Origin of the sequence: Butyricimonas synergistica DSM 23225 (genome assembly GCF_000379665.1) — a bacterium.
Lineage (GTDB): Bacteria > Bacteroidota > Bacteroidia > Bacteroidales > Marinifilaceae > Butyricimonas > Butyricimonas synergistica.
Genome location: NZ_KB903359.1, coordinates 1536594 through 1556159, shown reverse-complemented (window position 1 = coordinate 1556159; position 19566 = coordinate 1536594). Strand labels below are relative to the sequence as shown.

15 protein-coding genes are annotated in these 19566 nt (G+C 47.5%); 8 read left to right on the top strand and 7 right to left on the bottom strand.

The genetic code is table 11. The features are described 5' to 3' along the window. Window positions 1-70: 70 nt before the first annotated feature. Window positions 71-1378 carry a zinc-dependent metalloproteinase lipoprotein gene (locus tag A3CY_RS0106785; RefSeq protein ID WP_018337160.1) on the bottom strand — a complete coding sequence of 436 codons (1308 nt, stop codon included), beginning with the start codon at window positions 1376-1378 and terminating at the stop codon, window positions 71-73. Window positions 1379-2144: 766 nt separating this feature from the next. After that, window positions 2145-3158, bottom strand: coding sequence for an aldose epimerase family protein (locus A3CY_RS20410; RefSeq protein ID WP_018337159.1), 1014 nt, complete (start codon window positions 3156-3158; stop codon window positions 2145-2147). Between the two features lie 169 nt (window positions 3159-3327). Between A3CY_RS20410 and A3CY_RS0106775 the strand changes: the two genes are divergently transcribed. Together A3CY_RS0106775 and A3CY_RS0106770 are read left to right on the top strand one after the other, a co-directional pair. Continuing rightward, the gene (locus tag A3CY_RS0106775) at window positions 3328-4482 is read left to right on the top strand and encodes a galactokinase (RefSeq protein WP_018337158.1); all 1155 of its coding nucleotides are present in this window, start codon (window positions 3328-3330) and stop codon (window positions 4480-4482) included. A gap of 24 nt (window positions 4483-4506) precedes the next feature. Then, window positions 4507-6132: a sodium/sugar symporter gene (locus A3CY_RS0106770; RefSeq protein ID WP_018337157.1), complete on the top strand. Its 1626-nt coding sequence runs from the start codon at window positions 4507-4509 to the stop codon at window positions 6130-6132. Window positions 6133-6196: 64 nt separating this feature from the next. On the opposite strand, the gene A3CY_RS0106765 is transcribed toward A3CY_RS0106770, so the two are convergent. The 5 genes from A3CY_RS0106765 to A3CY_RS0106745 all read right to left on the bottom strand — a co-directional run bounded on the left by A3CY_RS0106765 (window position 6197) and on the right by A3CY_RS0106745 (window position 10483). Further along, complete coding sequence (locus tag A3CY_RS0106765) at window positions 6197-6748, bottom strand: 2-oxoacid:acceptor oxidoreductase family protein (protein WP_018337156.1); 552 nt, start codon at window positions 6746-6748, stop codon at window positions 6197-6199. Between the two features lie 99 nt (window positions 6749-6847). Continuing rightward, window positions 6848-7615: a thiamine pyrophosphate-dependent enzyme gene (locus tag A3CY_RS0106760; protein ID WP_018337155.1), complete on the bottom strand. Its 768-nt coding sequence runs from the start codon at window positions 7613-7615 to the stop codon at window positions 6848-6850. 3 nt (window positions 7616-7618) lie between these two features. Further along, a complete protein-coding gene (locus A3CY_RS0106755; RefSeq protein ID WP_018337154.1) occupies window positions 7619-8704 on the bottom strand; it encodes a 3-methyl-2-oxobutanoate dehydrogenase subunit VorB in 1086 nt (361 codons plus the stop codon). A gap of 18 nt (window positions 8705-8722) precedes the next feature. Continuing rightward, on the bottom strand, window positions 8723-8950 hold the full coding sequence (locus tag A3CY_RS0106750) for a 4Fe-4S binding protein (RefSeq protein WP_018337153.1): 228 nt from the start codon (window positions 8948-8950) through the stop codon (window positions 8723-8725). A gap of 216 nt (window positions 8951-9166) precedes the next feature. Then, window positions 9167-10483 carry a pyridoxal phosphate-dependent aminotransferase gene (locus A3CY_RS0106745; RefSeq protein WP_018337152.1) on the bottom strand — a complete coding sequence of 439 codons (1317 nt, stop codon included), beginning with the start codon at window positions 10481-10483 and terminating at the stop codon, window positions 9167-9169. Between the two features lie 382 nt (window positions 10484-10865). Between A3CY_RS0106745 and A3CY_RS0106740 the strand changes: the two genes are divergently transcribed. The 6 genes from A3CY_RS0106740 (at window position 10866) to A3CY_RS0106720 (ending at window position 19549) form a co-directional block, all read left to right on the top strand. Beyond that, window positions 10866-12095 carry an ABC transporter permease gene (locus A3CY_RS0106740; RefSeq protein ID WP_018337151.1) on the top strand — a complete coding sequence of 410 codons (1230 nt, stop codon included), beginning with the start codon at window positions 10866-10868 and terminating at the stop codon, window positions 12093-12095. A gap of 153 nt (window positions 12096-12248) precedes the next feature. Beyond that, a complete protein-coding gene (locus A3CY_RS0106735; RefSeq protein WP_018337150.1) occupies window positions 12249-12815 on the top strand; it encodes an RNA polymerase sigma-70 factor in 567 nt (188 codons plus the stop codon). Between the two features lie 94 nt (window positions 12816-12909). Then, the gene (locus tag A3CY_RS21930) at window positions 12910-14109 is read left to right on the top strand and encodes a FecR family protein (RefSeq protein WP_018337149.1); all 1200 of its coding nucleotides are present in this window, start codon (window positions 12910-12912) and stop codon (window positions 14107-14109) included. Window positions 14110-14174: 65 nt separating this feature from the next. Further along, window positions 14175-14648 carry a carboxypeptidase-like regulatory domain-containing protein gene (locus tag A3CY_RS23435; protein ID WP_051082686.1) on the top strand — a complete coding sequence of 158 codons (474 nt, stop codon included), beginning with the start codon at window positions 14175-14177 and terminating at the stop codon, window positions 14646-14648. Next, complete coding sequence (locus A3CY_RS20400; RefSeq protein ID WP_018337148.1) at window positions 14645-17590, top strand: SusC/RagA family TonB-linked outer membrane protein; 2946 nt, start codon at window positions 14645-14647, stop codon at window positions 17588-17590. The genes A3CY_RS23435 and A3CY_RS20400 overlap by 4 nt, the downstream gene beginning before the upstream one ends. An 18-nt stretch (window positions 17591-17608) precedes the next feature. Further along, a complete protein-coding gene (locus A3CY_RS0106720; RefSeq protein ID WP_018337147.1) occupies window positions 17609-19549 on the top strand; it encodes a RagB/SusD family nutrient uptake outer membrane protein in 1941 nt (646 codons plus the stop codon). Window positions 19550-19566: the final 17 nt, after the last annotated feature.

Below are 19566 nucleotides of genomic sequence, written 5' to 3'. Positions count from 1 at the left end.
CTTGCAAATCTAATAAAGATTGGCAAGAATTCAAAAGAACGGTAAATAAACCTTTCGGCGAAAATAAATTTCAGTAGCCGATTGGGCGATGTGGTGGTGTTGACGAATCGGAACGTCCTGTACGGTGTTGAACAGAATTTCTCGTCGGGTTTATCGGCACCTCTATCTTGGGACCCGGTATAAGCGGACTGTATTCTAGCACGGCACGCGCTCGTCGGCGTTGGTCGGGGGTGAAACGGTCTAAAGAGCCATATTCATAATCCATGATATTGGTGGAGATAAATTCGTTACCGTGGATGTCTACTCTTTTCATGCCTGCCTTGTATAATTCAAATATATCGATTATTCCCGCTTCGTAAAGTTCATCGAGTTCGTCGAGGTATAGCGAGTGGTCCTCGTGTATGTAAGCCGGGGTATCGTCACAGTAATCGTCTGGGCTTGAAGGCGCCGTGAAAACATGAAATAACCCGAGATAGTGTCCCAGTTCGTGAGCCAAAGTGAATGTTCCCCCGAATTCGAAAGGGGGACTATCGGGAGTCATCCGGTAGGAATAGAAGATATAATCGGTGTTCCACACGATGCAAGCAACGTAGTCGTCCGGAAGTTCTGAGAAATAACGGTCGCCCTCCACCAGACCCGACAGCGGGTATCCCCACGGCATATAAGGGAAGGTAGATATCCCAGCTGCAAATGATTCCTTGAACGGGAAGATAAAGACATTGATGTATTCGCGGGGATTCCACAGCCCGGCGACATCCCCGTATTCATTGTCCTGAAATTTGTTGGGATTGATAGGGAGGTCGGGATGAAAGATGCGATTGACTCCGGGTTCGGGAAGTTCCTGTCCCCTCGGGTCATGCGAGGCGGGGATGAACTCAACCATCATGTCGACGGAATTACCCGATTCGTTGCGGTAAAGGGCGTTGACGTTTACGAGATGCCGCATAAGGTAAGAGTGGGTAATATTTTGTGTCGTATCGCTTGCGTCGGTGTAGAGGACGTGGAAAATGATGGGAAGCAGGAAAAGATGGTCTTCCCTGGCGGCAGCTTGTTGGACGTTTAGGATGGTTCCGTGAGTTTCGTTTGAGAGTTCTATATTTACTTGTCGCTTTTCTTTGGCAATGTTGTCGGAAACGGTGATGACAAGCGTGTCGACACGTTCGCCTTTCACTTGTTCCACTTGACACCAGCGGACGGGAAGTGCGGTGATATCCCATTCCGAGCTGCTGGTCAAGGGTATGCGTATTACTTGGGCTTCTTTTCCTGCCTCAATTGCGGAATCGGATTGCAGGTGAATGCCTTCCCACGGGTCATCACTACATCCGGCTAATATGAATATTCCGGCATAAATCAAAGATAACAAAGTCTTGTTTGTCATTGTTTGTTTCTTTTAACATGAAAAATAATGCCGAAAACCTCACCGAATGGACCCTCTTTGCCGGTAATTTCAACAGAGTACAGGCTGTATCATGTTGATTCACAAAGATAATAAAATAGACCGGAAAGTTTTACTTTTGCAATAAACTTTCCGGTCAAATGTGTAGTTTAAGTTAAAGTATCCAAGTGAAAAGGGTGGAAGACGCTACCGATCTTCCACCGCGCTCTCTGTTTTGCTTTACACCATTCAAGCACCAACGCCGATTTTTGAAAATTCTAGTTTGTCTGATGTGTGGATATTCATTTATTTATGCTTTTTATATGGAGTCAAAACCGTGACACATCTTGAAAGCAACAAGGAGGTCGGCGAGACTTCGTGTAAAAATGGTCATAAACAAAGAACGTATATTGGCGAAAAAAAACGCCAATGTTGGATAACAAAGAAATAAAATATTTTTGAAATTCGCAACAAAAAGCATATAATAATTGTCAATATATAAAAAATATCTTGTAGTAAAGATTATTTGCATAGTTTGTAATGATGAATACAGATGGTTTAATATTACAATTATCAGTGTGTTGTGTTGAGGTATAGATTCCTGGCGGTGATCTGTTTCACGAGTGATTTGGGGTATATGATTTGTGATCCAATATTAGAGTATCGGACGCCAATTTTTTTTGAAAGGCTATAAAGGGGGGTGACGGTTGAGTGGGAATTCATATAACCTAATCATTCCTTGATAATTTTTGTTGTTTAGTGTCAAAGTCTAGTCCTCGCCAAACCAATCTTCTTTCTCTACGCTAAAACAGTTGAACGAGTACACCGTTTTGTGGCGATACACCTCTCCCGCTTGGAGTAAGGTGGAGGGGAAAGAGGGATGATGAGGACTGTCGGGGAACATCTGGGCTTCGAGGGCAATGCCGGAGTACGCTCCGTAATGCTTGCCGCCTTTGCCGTTTGCCACATCGATATGCTTGCCGGTATATACTTGCAGACCCGGGTAGTCGGATAAAATGGTTATCGTGATTCCGTTCTTCGGGTACGATAATTCAGCCATGAGTTGAGGTTCCCCAAGATCTTCGTACACATAACAATCGTCGAGCCCGTCTTCCTGCAGGGCAAGGAAAAGCGGTTTATTGAAATTGAAGGCATACTTACCTTCTGCCGGAAGAATGTTTCCCGTGGGGATCAAATCGGGTGTGGTTTCAAGGTAACGTTTGGAATACAAGCGCAACTCGTGCTTCCCGATATTCTCGTCGTCCGGATTGAGGTTAAAATAAGGATGTTGCGTGAGGTTCACGTGGGTGGCTTTGTCGCTGGTCGCCTCGTAAATAACCCGGAACACGTTTTGTTCTATCGAGTACCTCACGGTAATGTCCAGTTTGCCGGGGAAGCCGCCAGTCCCGTCTTGGTCGGAAAGGCGGAGAATCAAGTGTTCGTCGTCCGGTTGTTCCACATTCCAAACGCGTTTGTCAAAACCAGCTGCCCCGCTATGCAGGCAATTCCCGTTATCGTTCTTGGCTAACGAGAAAGTTTGCCCGTCTATTTCAAATGAGGCATCTTTTATCCGGTTGCCATAGCGTCCGATCAGAGCCCCGAAATACGGGTAATTGTTCAAATACGTGGGGGCTGCATATTGCTCCACGTTGTCAAATCCCAGCACCACGTCCGTCTGCTTCCATTTGTAATCACGGACAAATAGATTTTTTATGATCCCGCCCAAGTTACAGACGTGGATTTCAAGACATTCGTTTTTAAGAATATATTCCTTTAGTTCCATGATTTATGATTTTTTTTCGAGTCATAAAAGTAAGTAATAGAAGACGATTTTCGGTTATTCAGTGTTATAATTTTGAAGAAAATAGTTTAACTTTGTAAACAATGCTAGTACAAAAGCTGTTGAAGCCTTGTTATTTGCATTCTAAATTTTAAATCCTAAATTCTACACCATGGATACAAGTGTGCTAGAGCAGAGATTTCAAGAGATATACGGGAGAAAAGCGGAACATCTTTATTTTGCCCCCGGGCGGGTGAATTTAATCGGGGAACATATAGATTACAACGGAGGACGGGTATTTCCTTGCGCGTTGAGTTTCGGGACTTATTTGTTGGTTGCCCGTCGTGACGATGCCCGAACCGGATTCGTCAGCATGAATCTGCCGTTTCAAGGCGTGTTGGATAATGCCGCTTTCACGGGCAAGCTGAACGAATGGGTGAAATATCCCTTGGGAGTGATGAAAGAGTTTGTCGACCGGGGAATTGACCCGTTTGGCTTCGATATTTTGTATTTTGGCGATATTCCCAGTGGAGCGGGACTTTCCTCCTCAGCCTCTATGGAAGTGGTGACGGCATATATGCTGAACGATCAGTTGGAAACGAACCTCGATACGATTGAATTGGTTAAAATGTCGCAACACGCCGAGAACGATTTCGTGGGAATGAATTGTGGTATCATGGATCAATTTGCCGTGGGGATGGGAAAAAAGGAACACGCTATCGCGTTGGATTGTGCCACGTTGGATTACGATCTGATTCCATTGAACATCAATGGCTACAAACTAATAATCACGAATTCGAACAAGAACCATGATCTGGTAACCTCTAAATATAACGAGCGCAGAAGTGAATGTGAACAAGCTTTAGCCTCGATAAATCAAAAAGTGAAGGTGAATAATCTCTGTGACCTCGGCTTAGAAGAATTTGAAAAATTAGCATCCTTGATGCCGAACGATACGGTGTACAGGAGAGCCCGTCATGCTGTAACGGAAAATGAGCGGGTGAACGAGGCAATCGAGGTGTTGCAGAAAGGTAATTTGAATCGTTTCGGGCAATTGATGAACGATTCGCATCGCTCCTTGAAAGAAGATTACGAGGTCACCGGCACGGAAATGGATACTCTGGCGGAGGAAGGACAAAAATTGCCCGGCGTGTTGGGTTCCCGTATCACGGGCGGAGGCTTTGGAGGTTGCACCGTGAGCCTTGTGCAGGAAGATAAGGTGCAACAATTCATCGAGAAACTTGCCGCAATCTATCACAATAAGATCGGCTTGAGTGCCGAGTTTTACGTGGCAGGCATTGGCGACGGAGTGCGTAAAATTTACTAGAATACAAACCTAATAATTGGAAAGATGTTGAACACGAATTTTGAATTCTGGGATTATCTCATTTTCGGGATGTATGCCCTTATGATTATTGCCGTGGGTTTGTGGGTATCGCGGGGAAAGAAAGGCGTGCAAAAGACAACGGAGGATTATTTTCTTGCCAGCAAATCCCTGCCGTGGTGGGCTATCGGGGCTTCTTTGATTGCCGCTAATATCTCTGCCGAGCAATTTATCGGAATGTCCGGTTCGGGCTTTGCCGTGGGGCTGGCTATCGCTTCCTACGAGTTTATGGCGGCGCTCACGTTGATTATCGTGGGTAAATTCTTCTTGCCTATCTTTATCAAACAGGGATTGTACACCATCCCGGAGTTCGTGGAGAAACGTTTTTCCAAGAATCTGAAAACAATTCTAGCCGTTTTCTGGATTGCCTTGTTTGTACTGGTGAACCTGACTTCCGTGCTTTTCCTTGGCGCAAAGGCGATTGACACGATTATCGGGACGGGGAACGGCGATCTGTTTATCCCTTCCATTGTTTGTCTTGCTTTCGTGGCAGCCGCTTATTCCATATACGGGGGATTGTCTGCTGTCGCCTGGACGGACGTGATTCAAGTGGCTTTGTTGATTATTGGCGGGATAATTACTACCTTGATCGCTTTGGATAACGTGTTGCCCGGCGGTGGCGTTATCGAGGGTTTGCGGCACGTGGTGGATACGGCAGAGGATAAGTTTCACATGATTATTTCGAAAGACAATCCGGAGTTTAAGAACTTACCCGGTATAGCCGTTTTGATCGGGGGATTGTGGGTTGCGAACTTGTATTACTGGGGATTCAATCAATATATCATCCAGCGTACCTTGGCGGCAAAGTCCTTGAAGGAAGCCCAGCGGGGTATAGCTTTCGCCGCTTTCTTGAAACTGATCGTTCCCTTGATCGTGGTAATCCCCGGAATCGTGGCTTTTGTGATGTACACGGAAACCAAAGATCCCACGGTGACCGCTATGTTCGAGATGACAGGAGGGAATGATAAGGCTTATCCTTGGCTAATCGGGACATTTGTGCCTACCGGGCTGAAAGGATTAGTGCTTGCGGCTCTGGCAGCAGCTATCGTTTCTTCGTTGGCGTCCATGTTGAATTCTACTTCCACCATCTTCACGATGGATATTTATAAACCTTATATCAATAGCGATGCTTCGCATAAAACGTTAGTCAGGGTAGGGCGAATTACGGCAGCCGTGGCATTGGTCATCGCCGGGTTTATTGCCCCGTTGATGGCGAATTTCGACCAAATGTTTGTTTATATTCAGGAATACACGGGATTGGTAAGTCCCGGTATCTTGGCTGTATTTTTGATGGGGCTTTTCTGGAAGAAAACGACCAACCGGGGAGCAATTATCGGCGTGCTGGTTTCCATTCCGGTAGCTTTATTGTTAAAATTCTTGCCGATAGGGATGCCGTTCCTCGATCAGATGATGTACACCTTCCTGATAACAATGGTAACCATCGGGATGGTAAGTCTTGCCACTTGCAAAACAGATGACGATCTGAAGGCATTGGCATTGACTTCCGAGATGTTCAAGACGGATAAAGTATTTAATATCTGTGCGTACGTGATCTGCATCCTTTTGGCTGCGATCTATACTTTGTGCTGGTAAGAAATGAATGGTAAATGAAAAAAGCCCCGCAAGAAACGGGGCTTTCTTATTCCTGTGAAGGAAATTATAGTTGGTTTACAACCTCAACGCTGTTCATGCCAGTTTGAATAGCCTCGATATTCATCGGGATCATCTTGTGGTGACGTGCGGGTAAGGATTTCTGTAATCCTTTTTCCACGTTTTCAAGCTTCACGATCGGTTTTATTTTCAAGAATCCACCGAGAACGATCATGTTGAAAACTTTCGGGTTACCTTGTTCTACGGCAATGGCTGTTCCCTCGATCTTGTAGATGTTGATATCTTTTCTCGTGGGTTCGTGGGTGATACCGTTCGGGTCGTAAATCAAGACGCCACCGGGTTTCACCATGCTTTCGAACTTGTCCATGGACTGTTGGTTCAGAACGATTGCGGTATCGTATTTGGTTAAGATCGGGGAGCTGATGCGCTCGTCACTCAGGATGACGGTCACGTTGGCTGTACCACCACGCATTTCAGGACCGTAAGACGGCATCCATGCCACTTCTTGATCTTGCATAATTCCAGAGTAAGCGAGAATCTTTCCCATGGAAAGAACTCCTTGCCCACCGAATCCTGCTATAATGATTTCTTCTGTCATAATTATTGAGTTTATAAGGTTATAAAGTTATAAAGTTTATAAGGTTAGAATAAAAATGACTTTATGAGCCTTATGGACTTTATGAACTTTATGAACTGATTAAATATCTTTGATGTCACCTAATTGGTATTTCGGGAACATGTTTTCCACCATCCACTTGTTGGCATCAACCGGACTCATTTTCCAACCGGAGTTACAAGTACCGACGATTTCCACGAAAGAGGTTCCTTTGTCTTTCCGTGTGTTCTCGAATGCCTTGCGGATAGCGGCTTTGGCTTTGCGCACGTTAGCCGGGGTGTGTACCGACTGACGGGTTACGTAGCAAGTTCCGTCCAGTTGGGCAAGTAATTCGGTTAATTTCATCGGGAATCCGTTTAATTTGGCATCACGCCCGTAGGGAGTGGTAGCGGTAACCTGTCCCAAAAGGGTGGTCGGGGCCATTTGTCCTCCGGTCATACCGTAGATAGCATTGTTGATAAAGATAACCACGATATTTTCACCACGGCTGCAAGCGTGCATGATTTCCCCGCATCCGATAGATGCCAAGTCACCGTCACCTTGGTAAGTGAACACGTAACGATCGCGGTGAATGCGACTGATTCCGGTAGCAACGGCAGGTGCACGACCGTGAGCCGCTTCAGCCCAGTCAATATCCAAATAGTTGTAAGCGAGCACGGAACATCCTACCGGGGATACACCGATAGTTTTGTCCTGAATACCCATTTCTTCGATTACTTCCGCAATAATTTTGTGAACTACCCCGTGGGAACATCCCGGGCAGTAGTGCATCACGTTGTCGGTAAGCACGGGAGTTTTCTTGTAAACAATATTCTCCTCTTTTATTATATCTTTTAATTCTACTGACATAGCTTATGCTCCTATAATTTGTTTTTTAAGTGCTTCAACGATCTCTTCCGGCGTGGGAATAACTCCCCCGAAACGTCCGTAGTGTTCTACCGGGATTTTGAATTTGGCAGCGAGACGAACGTCTTCTACCATTTGTCCGGCGCTCATTTCCACGGTCAGGATTCCTTTCACTTGTTTGGAAAGTCTTTCGATTTCCTTGGTCGGGAAAGGATACAGCGTGATCGGGCGTAGGATACCTACTTTGATGCCTTGTTCACGGCAAAGTTGCACTGCTTTCTGGCAAATACGTGAAGCGGATCCGTATGCAGCGAACAGGTATTCGGCGTCTTCGCATTGGATTTCTTCGAAACGGACTTCATTTTCTTCCATTGCGTGATATTTTGCCTGCAACTTGTGGTTGAATGTTTCTTGTTTATAAGAATCCAACTCAAGAGAGGTGATCGTGTTGTGAGAGCGGTGTGCTTTCTTTCCGGTCAACGCCCAGCTATCAGACATTTTCTCGATTTCTTCTTCTGTCCAACGAGGTTTGTATTCGCTCAATTGAACTTTTTCCATCATCTGTCCGATAACACCGTCGGCAAGAATCATGGCGGGGTTACGATATTTGAATGCCAAGTCGAAACCGAGGCCTACGAAATCGTTCATTTCTTGAACGGAAGCGGGAGCGAGCACGATCAAGTGATAGTCACCGTGACCTCCGCCTTTCGTGGCTTGGAAATAGTCACTTTGTGCCGGTTGGATGGTTCCCAATCCTGGACCTCCGCGAACAACGTCAACAACCAAGCAGGGAAGTTCTGCACCTGCCAGATAGGTTAGACCTTCCTGCATCAACGAGATACCGGGGCTGGATGATGATGTCATCGCTTTTTTACCGCAAGCGGCGGCACCGTATACCATGTTGATTGAGGATATTTCACTCTCGGCTTGCAACACGACCATTCCTGTTTCCTCCCACGGTTTGCGTGCCATGAGAGTCTCCATGACTTCAGATTGCGGGGTAATAGGATAACCATAGTAAACATCACATCCACAACGGATAGCGGCCTCGGCTATTACCTCATTCCCTTTCATTAATTTTACTTCTGCCATTTTAGGTAGTTTTTATTCTTATTCTACATTCATTTTGTAAACGGTGATTACCGAGTCAGGGCATACCAACGCACAGCTGGCACATCCAATACATGCTTCCGGATTTACCATCTCGGAATAGTGGTATCCTTTTCCATTCACCTCTTTCGCCAGATCGAGGGTTTTGGTAGGACACGCGACCACGCAAAGGTTGCATCCTTTACATTTTTCTTTGTCAACGACGACAGCGCCTCTAAATTTTGCCATAATTGAATAATAGGTTATGATTTATAAATAAATTCTTCGTTTCTCTTTTATTCTGTAACGCATTTACGGGATAAAATTACAAACTAAAATTGAATCTTGAAATAGTTTGCTGGTATTTTAACATTGTTTTGCTTTTCTCCCGCGATTGTTTTTTTAAAGGTTTTCCCGATCCAGTAAATCTATTTTCATTTTCAATTTTTCGTTTTTCATTTTCAATTATCTCTTGTGATCTGCTGCGAAACGTTTCAATCGGTCTTCCAGGTCATTCATACGCTCGAGCCCTGTTTGGGAAACACAAGCACGCAAACCTTGTTTCTTCGACCCGGTGTCCCGCAATGGGATGGCGGATATGCCGTAATACAGGATTGCTTTTGCCAATTCGCCACCCGTGAAACCCGGGTAGATCAACGTGAAATAGAACCCGTCGGCAATCGGTTCCGCCAAATCCCGGTCGTACACGATCTCGAAACCGTACTTGGTGAAGAGTGTTTTCATGGCGTTAGCCCGTTTGGCGTATTCCCGTACCCCGTCCAGAATGTTGATACGTCCCTCGTTAGCTGCTTTTAGGATTGCTGCCATGGCATACTGGCACGAGTGGGTGGTCCCGGAGGATAAGGTATAGATGATGCGGTTTACAATGGTGTACCCGAGTGTGCCCATTCCCCCGAAACGGTCGTGTAGGTTGTCGTACTTCCGGTTATAAAGAGCGTCGGAGATACACATGATACCCAAGCGTTGTCCTGCGTAGCTGAACAGTTTGGAGCCGGAAATCATCACGATATAATTGTCCGTGTATTTTCCCACTGTGGGTTGGAATGGAGCTTTGCCCGGTACGGAAAGGTCACGGCGGAAGTCCATGGCGAAATAAGCGAGGTCTTCCAGCACGATTACGTCATACTTGGTGGCAAGTTCCCCGATGATTTTCAATTCCTCGTCCGTGAAGCAAATCCACGCCGGGTTGTTCGGGTTGCTGTACAGGATAGCGGCGATATTTCCCTTGGAAAGAAGTTCTTCCAGTTTCTCCCGTAGTTTCTCCCCGCGGTAATTGTACACGTCGAACGACTCGATCGGTTTGCCGATCACTTGCATCTGAGTCTTTTGCACGGGGAAACCGGGATCGATAAAGAGCACGGTGTCTTTCTCTTTTTTACATTCCGTCACAGCCATGAAGGCGGCAAAACAGGCTTGCATGGAGCCCACGGTGGGAACGATGCCTTCCGGCTTGATGTTGATGTCCATGAAGTTCTTCACGAACTTGGAACCTTCCTCCTTGAATTCCTTGTGTCCCTCGAGCATCGGGTAGAATTGGGCACATCCGGCACGCAATGCCTCGATCTCGGCATCGATACCTACTTTCGAGGGAGCTAATCCCGGTACACCCATTTCCATGCGGATGAATTTCTCACCGCATTCAGCCTCGACCATGTTCACAACTTTCACGATATCGCGTATCGTGGCATCTTCCATGTCACTGATTCCGCATGTTTGCAGTTTCTGGTCAACGATTTGTTTGTCAATTAGATTATTTTGCATGATTATATTTTATATGATTTATTCTCATTCTTTTAGCGTGTACGCGAGTTTAATAAAAAATTGTCATTTAATAGGTCGGAATCGTTTTAAATTTGAAGCCTCCGGAGTAATTTAGTTTGATTCTGTAAAGGAAAGCCTTGTATGGCGTATGGTTTCCTGCTCCTATCCCTACCTTAAAGACTTTTTATGAACCAATTAATTTCGAAGCATGGACGCTTGTCTACGTTTATGCTACGTTCATGATTGGTTCGTGATTGGTTCATGGGCTAGCGTAACGGTAGACTTGGGGTAGATAAAGGGTAAATTTGTGGTTATCCTATGGAAATATTGTATTGTTTTCGTAGTTTCGCGTAAATTAATTGAAATATTGAGGTGAGTTCGTATGAATCTGGAATGGTACATTGCGCGTAGGTTATTGAAAGGAGATGCAACGAGGTCTGTGTCTGTTCCGATCGTGAAGATCGCTATCGTGGGCATTGCGTTGGGTTTGAGCGTGATGTTGCTGTCATTATTTATTATCACGGGGTTCAAGCGGGAGATCACCGAGAAATTGTCGGGATTCACGGCGCACTTGAACGTGCAGCCTTTTATGCCAGGTTCGATGGGCGGGGAGGGCGTCATTCGGGGAGTGGACACGTTGGTTGCGGAATTGAAGGAGATCGAGGGCGTGAAGGACGTGTACGGGTACATCGAGAAGCCCGCGATATTCAAGAGCAAGGAGGAGATTCATGGAGTGGTGCTGAAGGGTGTTGGCGCTGGGTACGACGCTACTTTTTTTCAACGGAATATAGTGGAAGGAGAGTTCCCCGATTTCTCGGCTGAGGCGACCTCGAATGATATATTGGTTTCCCGGTCGGTTGCCTCCATGTTGGGCGTGGGTATCGGTGACCGGATAACCTCTCATTTCGTGCAGGAACCACCTCGTGCACGGGTGTTCACGGTGGCGGGGATATATGACACGGGATTCAAGGAATACGACGACGTGATGGTCGTGGCGGACGCCCGCCATCTTGCCCGTTTGAACGGTTGGAAGGCGGGAGAGGTGTCGAAGATTGCCATAGAGCTGGATGACGTGGAGCGGGTGAACGAGATTGCCGGGAAGGTGGAGGATAAGATCGATGAATTAGGCGTTTATTGCGAAGTGCGAACGCTGACGGACGAGGCTCCGCAGATTTTCGACTGGTTGGCATTGTTGAATATGAACGTGTGGGTGATTTTGATTCTGATTGTGACCGTGGCAGGATTTAATATGGTATCCGGTTTGTTGATCTTGATCTTGGATAAAACGACTTTTATAGGCATCATGAAAGCGTTGGGATACAAGAACGTGTCCTTGCGTAAGTTGTTCCTTTATATTTCAGCCGGGTTGATCGTGAGAGGAATGTTGTGGGGAAATGTGCTGGCGTTCGCTTTGGCAGGAGTGCAGGCAGCGTTTCACGTGATACACCTCGACCCGGTTACCTATTATATGGATACGGTACCTATTCATTTCAGTATCGGGTACGTGATTCTGCTGAACGCGGGGGTGATAGCCGTGACGGTGCTGATGCTGGTTATTCCCACGATGCTGGTTTCCCGGATCAGCCCGGTGAAGGCGATCAAGTTCGAGTGATTCATCTAAAAGGGCCCAAGAATTTCTCGATACTTCATTTTTGTTTTTCCCGTATACGAGTTCTTCAAATTTATTGTTTAAGTTTGCACTTGCTGGTAGAATCTACGTGGGGAGTGTCTGGTGACTATATTTTTATGTATAAATAATTTGAGTATGAACCCGGAAGAGGAACGTACATTTATGAAGCAATTGCACGAAAAGCATCCCGGTGCTTTTCGCGAGTTGTTCATGAATTTTTATAATGCTTTGGTTTATTTCGCGATGGGATACGTGAAGGAGAAGGAGCAGGCAGAGGATATCGTGCAGGAGTTGTTTATGCAGATTTGGGAAAGCAAGACGAAGTATGTTTCTTACACGAGTTTCAAGACGTTTCTGTACACTTCCGTGCGGAATGCCTGCATCAATTTGTTGAAACATAAAGAGGTGGAGGAGAAGTATATGCAGTATGTCCGGGAGCGGGAAACGGAGACGGGGGAGGCGGAGGATTTGCGTGTCATGGAAGAGGAGATTTATCGTTTGTTGTTGCACGCGATAGGCGAGTTGCCGCCGCGTTGCCGGGAGGTTTTCGAGCAGGTGCTGTTAGGGAAAAAGAATGAAGAGATCGCGGAGAACCTGAAAATATCCGCCTTGACCGTGAAAAAACAGCGAAATATCGGGACGCAAATTTTAAAAAAGAAATTGGGAAAATTGTATGAAATAGCGATCGTTTTTATCCCTTGATTTTCAGTTTGATGTAAAAAAATATAAAAAAAGATTCCATTTTTTTACTCCTTTTTGGCGCTCTTCTTGTCTTCATATTGAAATTACATTAAAAATGGACAAGAAGAATTATAGGATTATTGATTTGGTATGGCGTTTCTTGCTGGATGACCTTTCCGCGGAGGAGCGGGAAGAGTTGCGCGTGTGGCGTGAGGGAAGCGAGGAGCGTGAGGCGTTTTTCCAACGCGTGTGCCGGGGAGAGAGTTTGCCGGATCGCCGGAAGGTGTTCCGGGAGTTGAATGCGTTGGAGGCTTACAAGAAATTCCGGAACAAGACGCGCGGGTCTTGGATAAATACGGTTTGGCGCTATGCGGCGATTCTTACCATTCCTTTGTTGGCGGGGGTAATGTGGATGTGGTTCCACGAGGATAAGCAAGCGGAACCACGTGTGGTGGTGAGTGCGGATACGCCGCCCCGGGCGAAGGTGGAGGATAAAGTGATTTTGGTTTTGTCCGACGGGAAGAAAGTCGGGATGACCCATATAGCACGGGATAGTGTGCGTTTGGGAACCGCGACGGTGATGGGGCAGGAGGGACGGCTGGTGTACGATTCCGCGGGAGTAGGAGCGGATACCGCCGAGTTCACGCGGTTGGAGATGAATAAGGTGATTACCGCTACCGGAGGGTTTTACTCGTTGGTTCTTTCCGATGGTTCCCGGGTGTGGTTGAACTCGGAGAGTGAATTGGAATTTCCGGTTCTTTTCGGGCAGGGGGAACGGGTTGTCCGGTTGGCGGGAGAGGCTTTTTTCGAGGTGTCGAAGGATGCTTCACGCCCTTTTATCGTGGAAACGGACGGGATGCGCACGAGGGTGCTGGGGACTTCCTTTAATATCAAATCATACGCGGATGAGCCTTGTGTCAGAACGACGCTTTTCACGGGAAAGGTACATGTCGTTTCGTCGGCAGACACGACCCGGGAGGTCGTGCTTCTTCCCGGGCAACAGGCTGACTGGGATACCCAGGGACGGCAATTCTCTGTCACGAAGGCGAATCTCGAGCACGCGAGGGCGTGGAAAGACGGTTTGTTCGTGTTTCATAAAGAGAATATAGAGATGGTGATGCGGCAAATTGAACGTTGGTACGGCGTGAAATTTGTTTACCAGTTGGAGCATCGCGAACGGTACACGTTAAACGGTTATTTTAATAAAGACGAATCGTTGCAATCCATATTGGATATCTTTACTTTCACTGTAGGGTTGGAGTTTAAGATCGACGGAAACGTCGTGTATATCAAAAATAAAATGGAGCAACCTTGAGGTGGCTCCATTTCAGAAACCTTGTCTGGAACACAAGGTTATAGTATCAATTTAATCACAAATCTATGAAAAAAAGACTGAAGACAAAAGTTTTTTTAGAACTTTCGTGCGCGTTTCTTTTTTTAGGCGTGTCACTTTTTAGTTCGACATCGCTTTTTGCCCAGCAGAAGGAGGCGAAAGTGATATCGGTTGATTTTAAAGACGTGAGCGTGTTGCGCGCGTTGCACGAGATTAACCGGTTGAGTGGGGATCTTTTGAGTTTCCAAGAAGAAGTCGTGATGAAGGAAACCAAGAAGATCACGTTGAAACGGGAGAACGTTGCGGTGATCGAGGTGGTCAAAGCTTGTTTGGAAGGCACGGGCTTGCAATGTTCGGAACAGGCGAACGGGAGGATCCTGATCGGTGCCAAGCAGGTATCGAAGTTGATCGAGGTGAGCGGTCGCGTGACCGACGAGAAAGGAAACCCGATTGCCGGAGCCACGGTGTTGATCCAGGGACTACGCGGGGTGTCGCTTCCGACGCGGAAGGGCGTTACGTGATTAACGTGTTGCCGACGGATGTTTTGCGGTTTTCATTTATCGGTTACGAGCCGCGTGTCGTGGAGGTGAAGGGCAAAAAGAAATTGAACGTTTCGTTGAATCCTACTGCCGAGAATATCGAGGAGGTGACGGTGGTTGCCTTCGGGGAACAGAAAAAGGAGAGCGTGGTGTCGGCCATCACGAGCGTGGATACCCGGACCTTGAAATCTTCCAGTAGCGACTTGACGACTCAGTTTGCCGGTAAGATTCCGGGAATGATCGCTTGGCAGACGGGGGGGCTTCCCGCCGCTTTGACGGAGGAGGAGATGAATACCAAGTTTTACATCCGGGGTATCACTTCTTTCCAAAGCAACGCGAATATCGACCCCTTGATCCTGATTGACGGGGTGGAATCTTCCAAGTTGGATTTATCCCGAATCCCGGTAGAGGACATCGAGAGTTTCAACGTGATGAAGGATGCCTCGGCGACCGCCATGTACGGTGCCCGTGGTGCAAACGGGGTGATTTTGATCACCACCAAAAAGGGGGAAGAGGGTTCCGTTTATACCTCCCTGCGCTACGAGGTGGTGGCTTCCAGCGCGACCAAGAAGATTGATGTGGTGGATCCCGTTACCTATATGAAGATGTACAACGAGGCGTTGCTTGCCCGGAACCCGGATGCCATGCCGCAGTATAGTTTGGAACGCATCGAGCGGACGGGGTCGAAGAATTATCCCTCTTGGGTGTACCCGGCGAATGATTGGTACAAGATATTGTTCAACGACTATTCCGTCAACCATCGCGCGGGATTGAACATCCGGGGTGGCTCGCGGGTAATACAATATTATACTTCCATCAATTACAACTACGATGAGGGGATGTTGAAAACCGATCGGTTGAACCAGTTTGACTGCAATATCAAAAACAATGCTTTCACGTTCCGAACCAATTTGAATATCGACTTGAATGCCGGAATCAAATTGTTGATCAATTCTTCGGCGTCGCTCGATAAATACCACGGTCCGATAAGCGATGTAAGCCAGGCATACTGGATGGTGTTTCAGGCATCGCCGGTGGATTTTGCCCCGACGTATCCGGGGGATAAGGCTTCTTCCTGGCCGCATATCCGTTTCGGAAGTCTTACACAGCAAACCATTAATCCCTATTTGGAAATCCAAAAAGGATACAACGAGCGCAGCCGTTACTCGGCAACGATCCGTGCCGAATACATCCACAATCTTTCCACCTTGTTGAAGGGATTGGAGTTGCGCGGGATCGTGGCGATGCAGAAGACCGGTTATTACGAGAATCCTTTGGAAACGGAACCTTTCCGTTATTCGTTGACGGATTATGATTTCGAGACCGGGGAACATAAATTGCAGGCATTGAACCCGGATAATGCGCGGCGTACGTTGCAGATACCGCAATACTCGGGACCAGGAGTCAGTGTGCAAACGACGCAGATGAATTATGAGTTGCGCGGGTTGCACACGGCGGCTTGGGACGAGCACCAGACGAGCTTGACGGCCGTACTCTCTTTACAGGAGAACACCTCTTCCGGGGCACAGAATGTATTGACATCTTTGCCGCATCGGAACGTGAGTTTCTCCATGCGCGGGACGTATGGGTTCAAGGACCGTTATTTCGTGGAAGCCAGTTTCGGGTATAACGGTTCCGAGCGGTTTGACAAGAACCACCAGTGGGGATTTTTTCCGGCAGTCGGTGGTGCGTGGATTGCCTCGAAGGAACCGTTTATGCAGGGCATTTCCAAATGGATTTCTTTCTTGAAATTCCGACTCTCCTGGGGACAGGTGGGGAATGACGGCGTGATTTCTTCCCCGCGTTACGCTTATCTTCCTGACATTGACTATAGGACGCCTAAGTCGCCTATACCTGATGTTGATTTGGCGAAGCGTTATTTGGTAAAATCTTACGCGAATAGCAAAATCTCCTGGGAAATAGCCGACCAGGTGAACTTGGGCATTGAGTTGAAGTTGCTCGGGGGAATCTTCGAGGTGAATGCCGATATTTATCAGGAGATCCGCAAGAATATCCTTGATTACCGGACCACGGTACCGGCAACCATGGGGTTTGAGCAATTCCAGTTGGCGAACATGGGACGGGTCCGTTCCCGCGGGGTCGATCTTTCGGGAAAAATCCAACACGCTTTCAGCCCTGATTTCTGGTTGATATTGAACGGTACTTTTACCTACAACAAGGCGATTTACCAGGAGATTGACGAAGCGCCTAATAAACCGACATGGCAGTTGAGGAAAGGGCACGAGATTTCGCAAGCGATCGGGTATATCGCGGAAGGGCTGTTCCGGGACCAAGCGGAGATCGACCACTCTCCGCGGCAGGGAGGAAACGTGATGCCGGGGGATATCCGTTACCGTGATTTGAACAACGACGGGGTGATCGACGTGAACGACGCCACGTATATCGGCTTCCCGGAAACGCCGCGCACGATTTACGGGTTGAGCGCATTTGTTTCCTATAAAAACATGGAGTTCAATATCGCTTTCCAGGGTTCGGGGAAACGGGGATTCTTTATGAATCCGATGCAAATCAATCCTTTCGTGGATGACCGGGCGATGTTGAAAGAGATTTACGAGGATCACTGGAGCGAGAGCAACATGGCAAGGCGTCCTTTCTGGCCGCGGCTTTCCACGTCGGCAATTAACGAGCACAATCCGCAAGAGGATTGGTATTCGGGAGCGGAGGTGCGGAAAAGTACCTATTTTATGCGCGAGTGTAAATTCTTGCGTTGCACGGCAATCGAATTGGCTTATAATTTGCCCGCGCATTGGCGGGAAAAGATGGGAACGTTCAAGCTGTTCGCACGGGTGAATAATCCTTTTATCATTACCGATTTCAAGACATGGGATCCCGAGTTGGGCGAGAGCGGGTTTAATTATCCGATACAACGTACGTTCTCATTCGGGGTGAATGTCAGTTTTTAATTTTTAAACGATTGAACGATGAAAAATATATTGATTATTTTGTGCTCTGTCACGTGGTTGTTCGGTTGTTCCAATTACTTGGACGTGGTGCCGGAAAGGGATATCGAGACGATAGAGTCTATTTTTGAATTACGTGCGAATGCAGATCAATGGTTGGAGGGCGTATACGCGGGAGTGATGGGGCAGGTTACGAATATCGATCGTAATCCGGCGTTTTTCGGGGCAGACGAAACGATCATGTGTGATGTTTTCCGTGGAAGTGGGTATAACGGGATCTTTATCGCGGAGGGATTGCAGATGTCGCAGGAACCTTACGGGAACTTGTGGGATGATAATTTGAATGATAGAAATTCCGTTAACGTATGCTCGCATTACGAATCCATCCGTAGCGCAAACGTGTTCTTGGAGCATATCGATGGCGTGTATAATATGGAGGATCGGGAGAAACGGGAATGGAAAGCCGAGATGTTGGCGTTGAAAGCGTTCCTCTATTTTGATCTGGTGCGTCATTACGGACCTATCGCGTTGGTTCCGGAGAATATACCGGTAGAGACGAGTGTGCCGGACATGGCAGTCGATCGGGTGCACGTGGATACCTGTTTCAAGGAAATCGTGCGCCTGTTGGATGAGGCGGAACCGAACCTGTTGTTAAAAAGCGAGAAATCTTCCATGCGGTACGCGTACTTTACCAAGGAAGCGGCGTTGGCGCTCAAGGCAAAGGTGTTGCTTTACGCGGCATCCCCCCTGTTCAACGGAAACGAGTATTATGCCCATTTTAAGGGGAAAAACGGGGAGCCGTTGTTCAGCAGCGAGTACGATCCCGAGAAATGGCGTCTGGCGGCAGAGGCAGCCGATCGGGCGGTGGAGGTGTGTAAAGCAGGACAACATAAATTGTACGATGGAACGGCGAGCGAGGGCTCCGTGCTTTTGAACACGATGTATGATTTGTCGTATAGCGTGCTTTCCCAGTTCGACAATCCCGAGGTGATTTTGGAGTGGAAGGATGTTATAAACAACTATTATTGTTTGGTATTGCCTTATTTGTCTTCTTCCGATAGTCATTATAACCAAAGAGCTAAAGGGGGAGTATGTCCCACGATCAAGATGGTCGAGATGTATTACACGGAAAACGGTTTGCCGATAGACGCCGACAACACGTGGAATTACAGCGGGCGTTACCGGATGGCACAAGAGTCCAATCCCCGATACAATAACGTGGTGCCCCTGAAGACGGATGTGTTGCAGTTGCATTTACGTCGTGAGCCCCGTTTCTACGCGAGTATCGCCGCCGACCGGACGATTTGGCAACGCGGACCCCGGGGGGCTTACACGCAGAATGATTTGCTCGTGGAGGCGTACAAGGGGGAACGGTTCGGCACGACGTTGGATGTCGTTTCCAGCCGGGAGTACCAGAATATCACCGGCTACTGGTTGAAAAAGAATCTTTACCCGGAGCAGGAAACAAAGTATTATTCGGCGGGTAGCAATAAAACAATTCCTTTGATTCGGATGGCGGAATTGTACTTGATGCAGGCAGAGGCATGGAATGAATACGAGGGACCGAGCCAGAAGGTGTACGATGCCCTCGATGTCGTCCGTGAACGTGCCGGTATCCCGGATGTGGTGACGGCTTGGAAATCCTACTCGAAGGATCCGGGACGCGTGGATTCGAAGGAGGGCATGCGCGGTATTATCCGGCAGGAGACGAATATCGAACTGGCTTTCGAGGGACAACGTTTTTGGAATTTGCGCCGTTGGAAAATTGCCCACGAGGCATTGAACGAGAAACAATACGGGTGGAATATACTGGGAGAAGATGCCCGGTCGTTCTACAATAATTTTAATGGTCCCGTGGTGGTCTGGAGCCGGGGAAAATTCACCGTTCCGCGGGATTACCTGTTCCCGATCAAGGCGGAGGAAGTGTTGATTTCCGGGGTGATTCAAAATCCGGGATGGTAAAATGAACGTGTGATAAT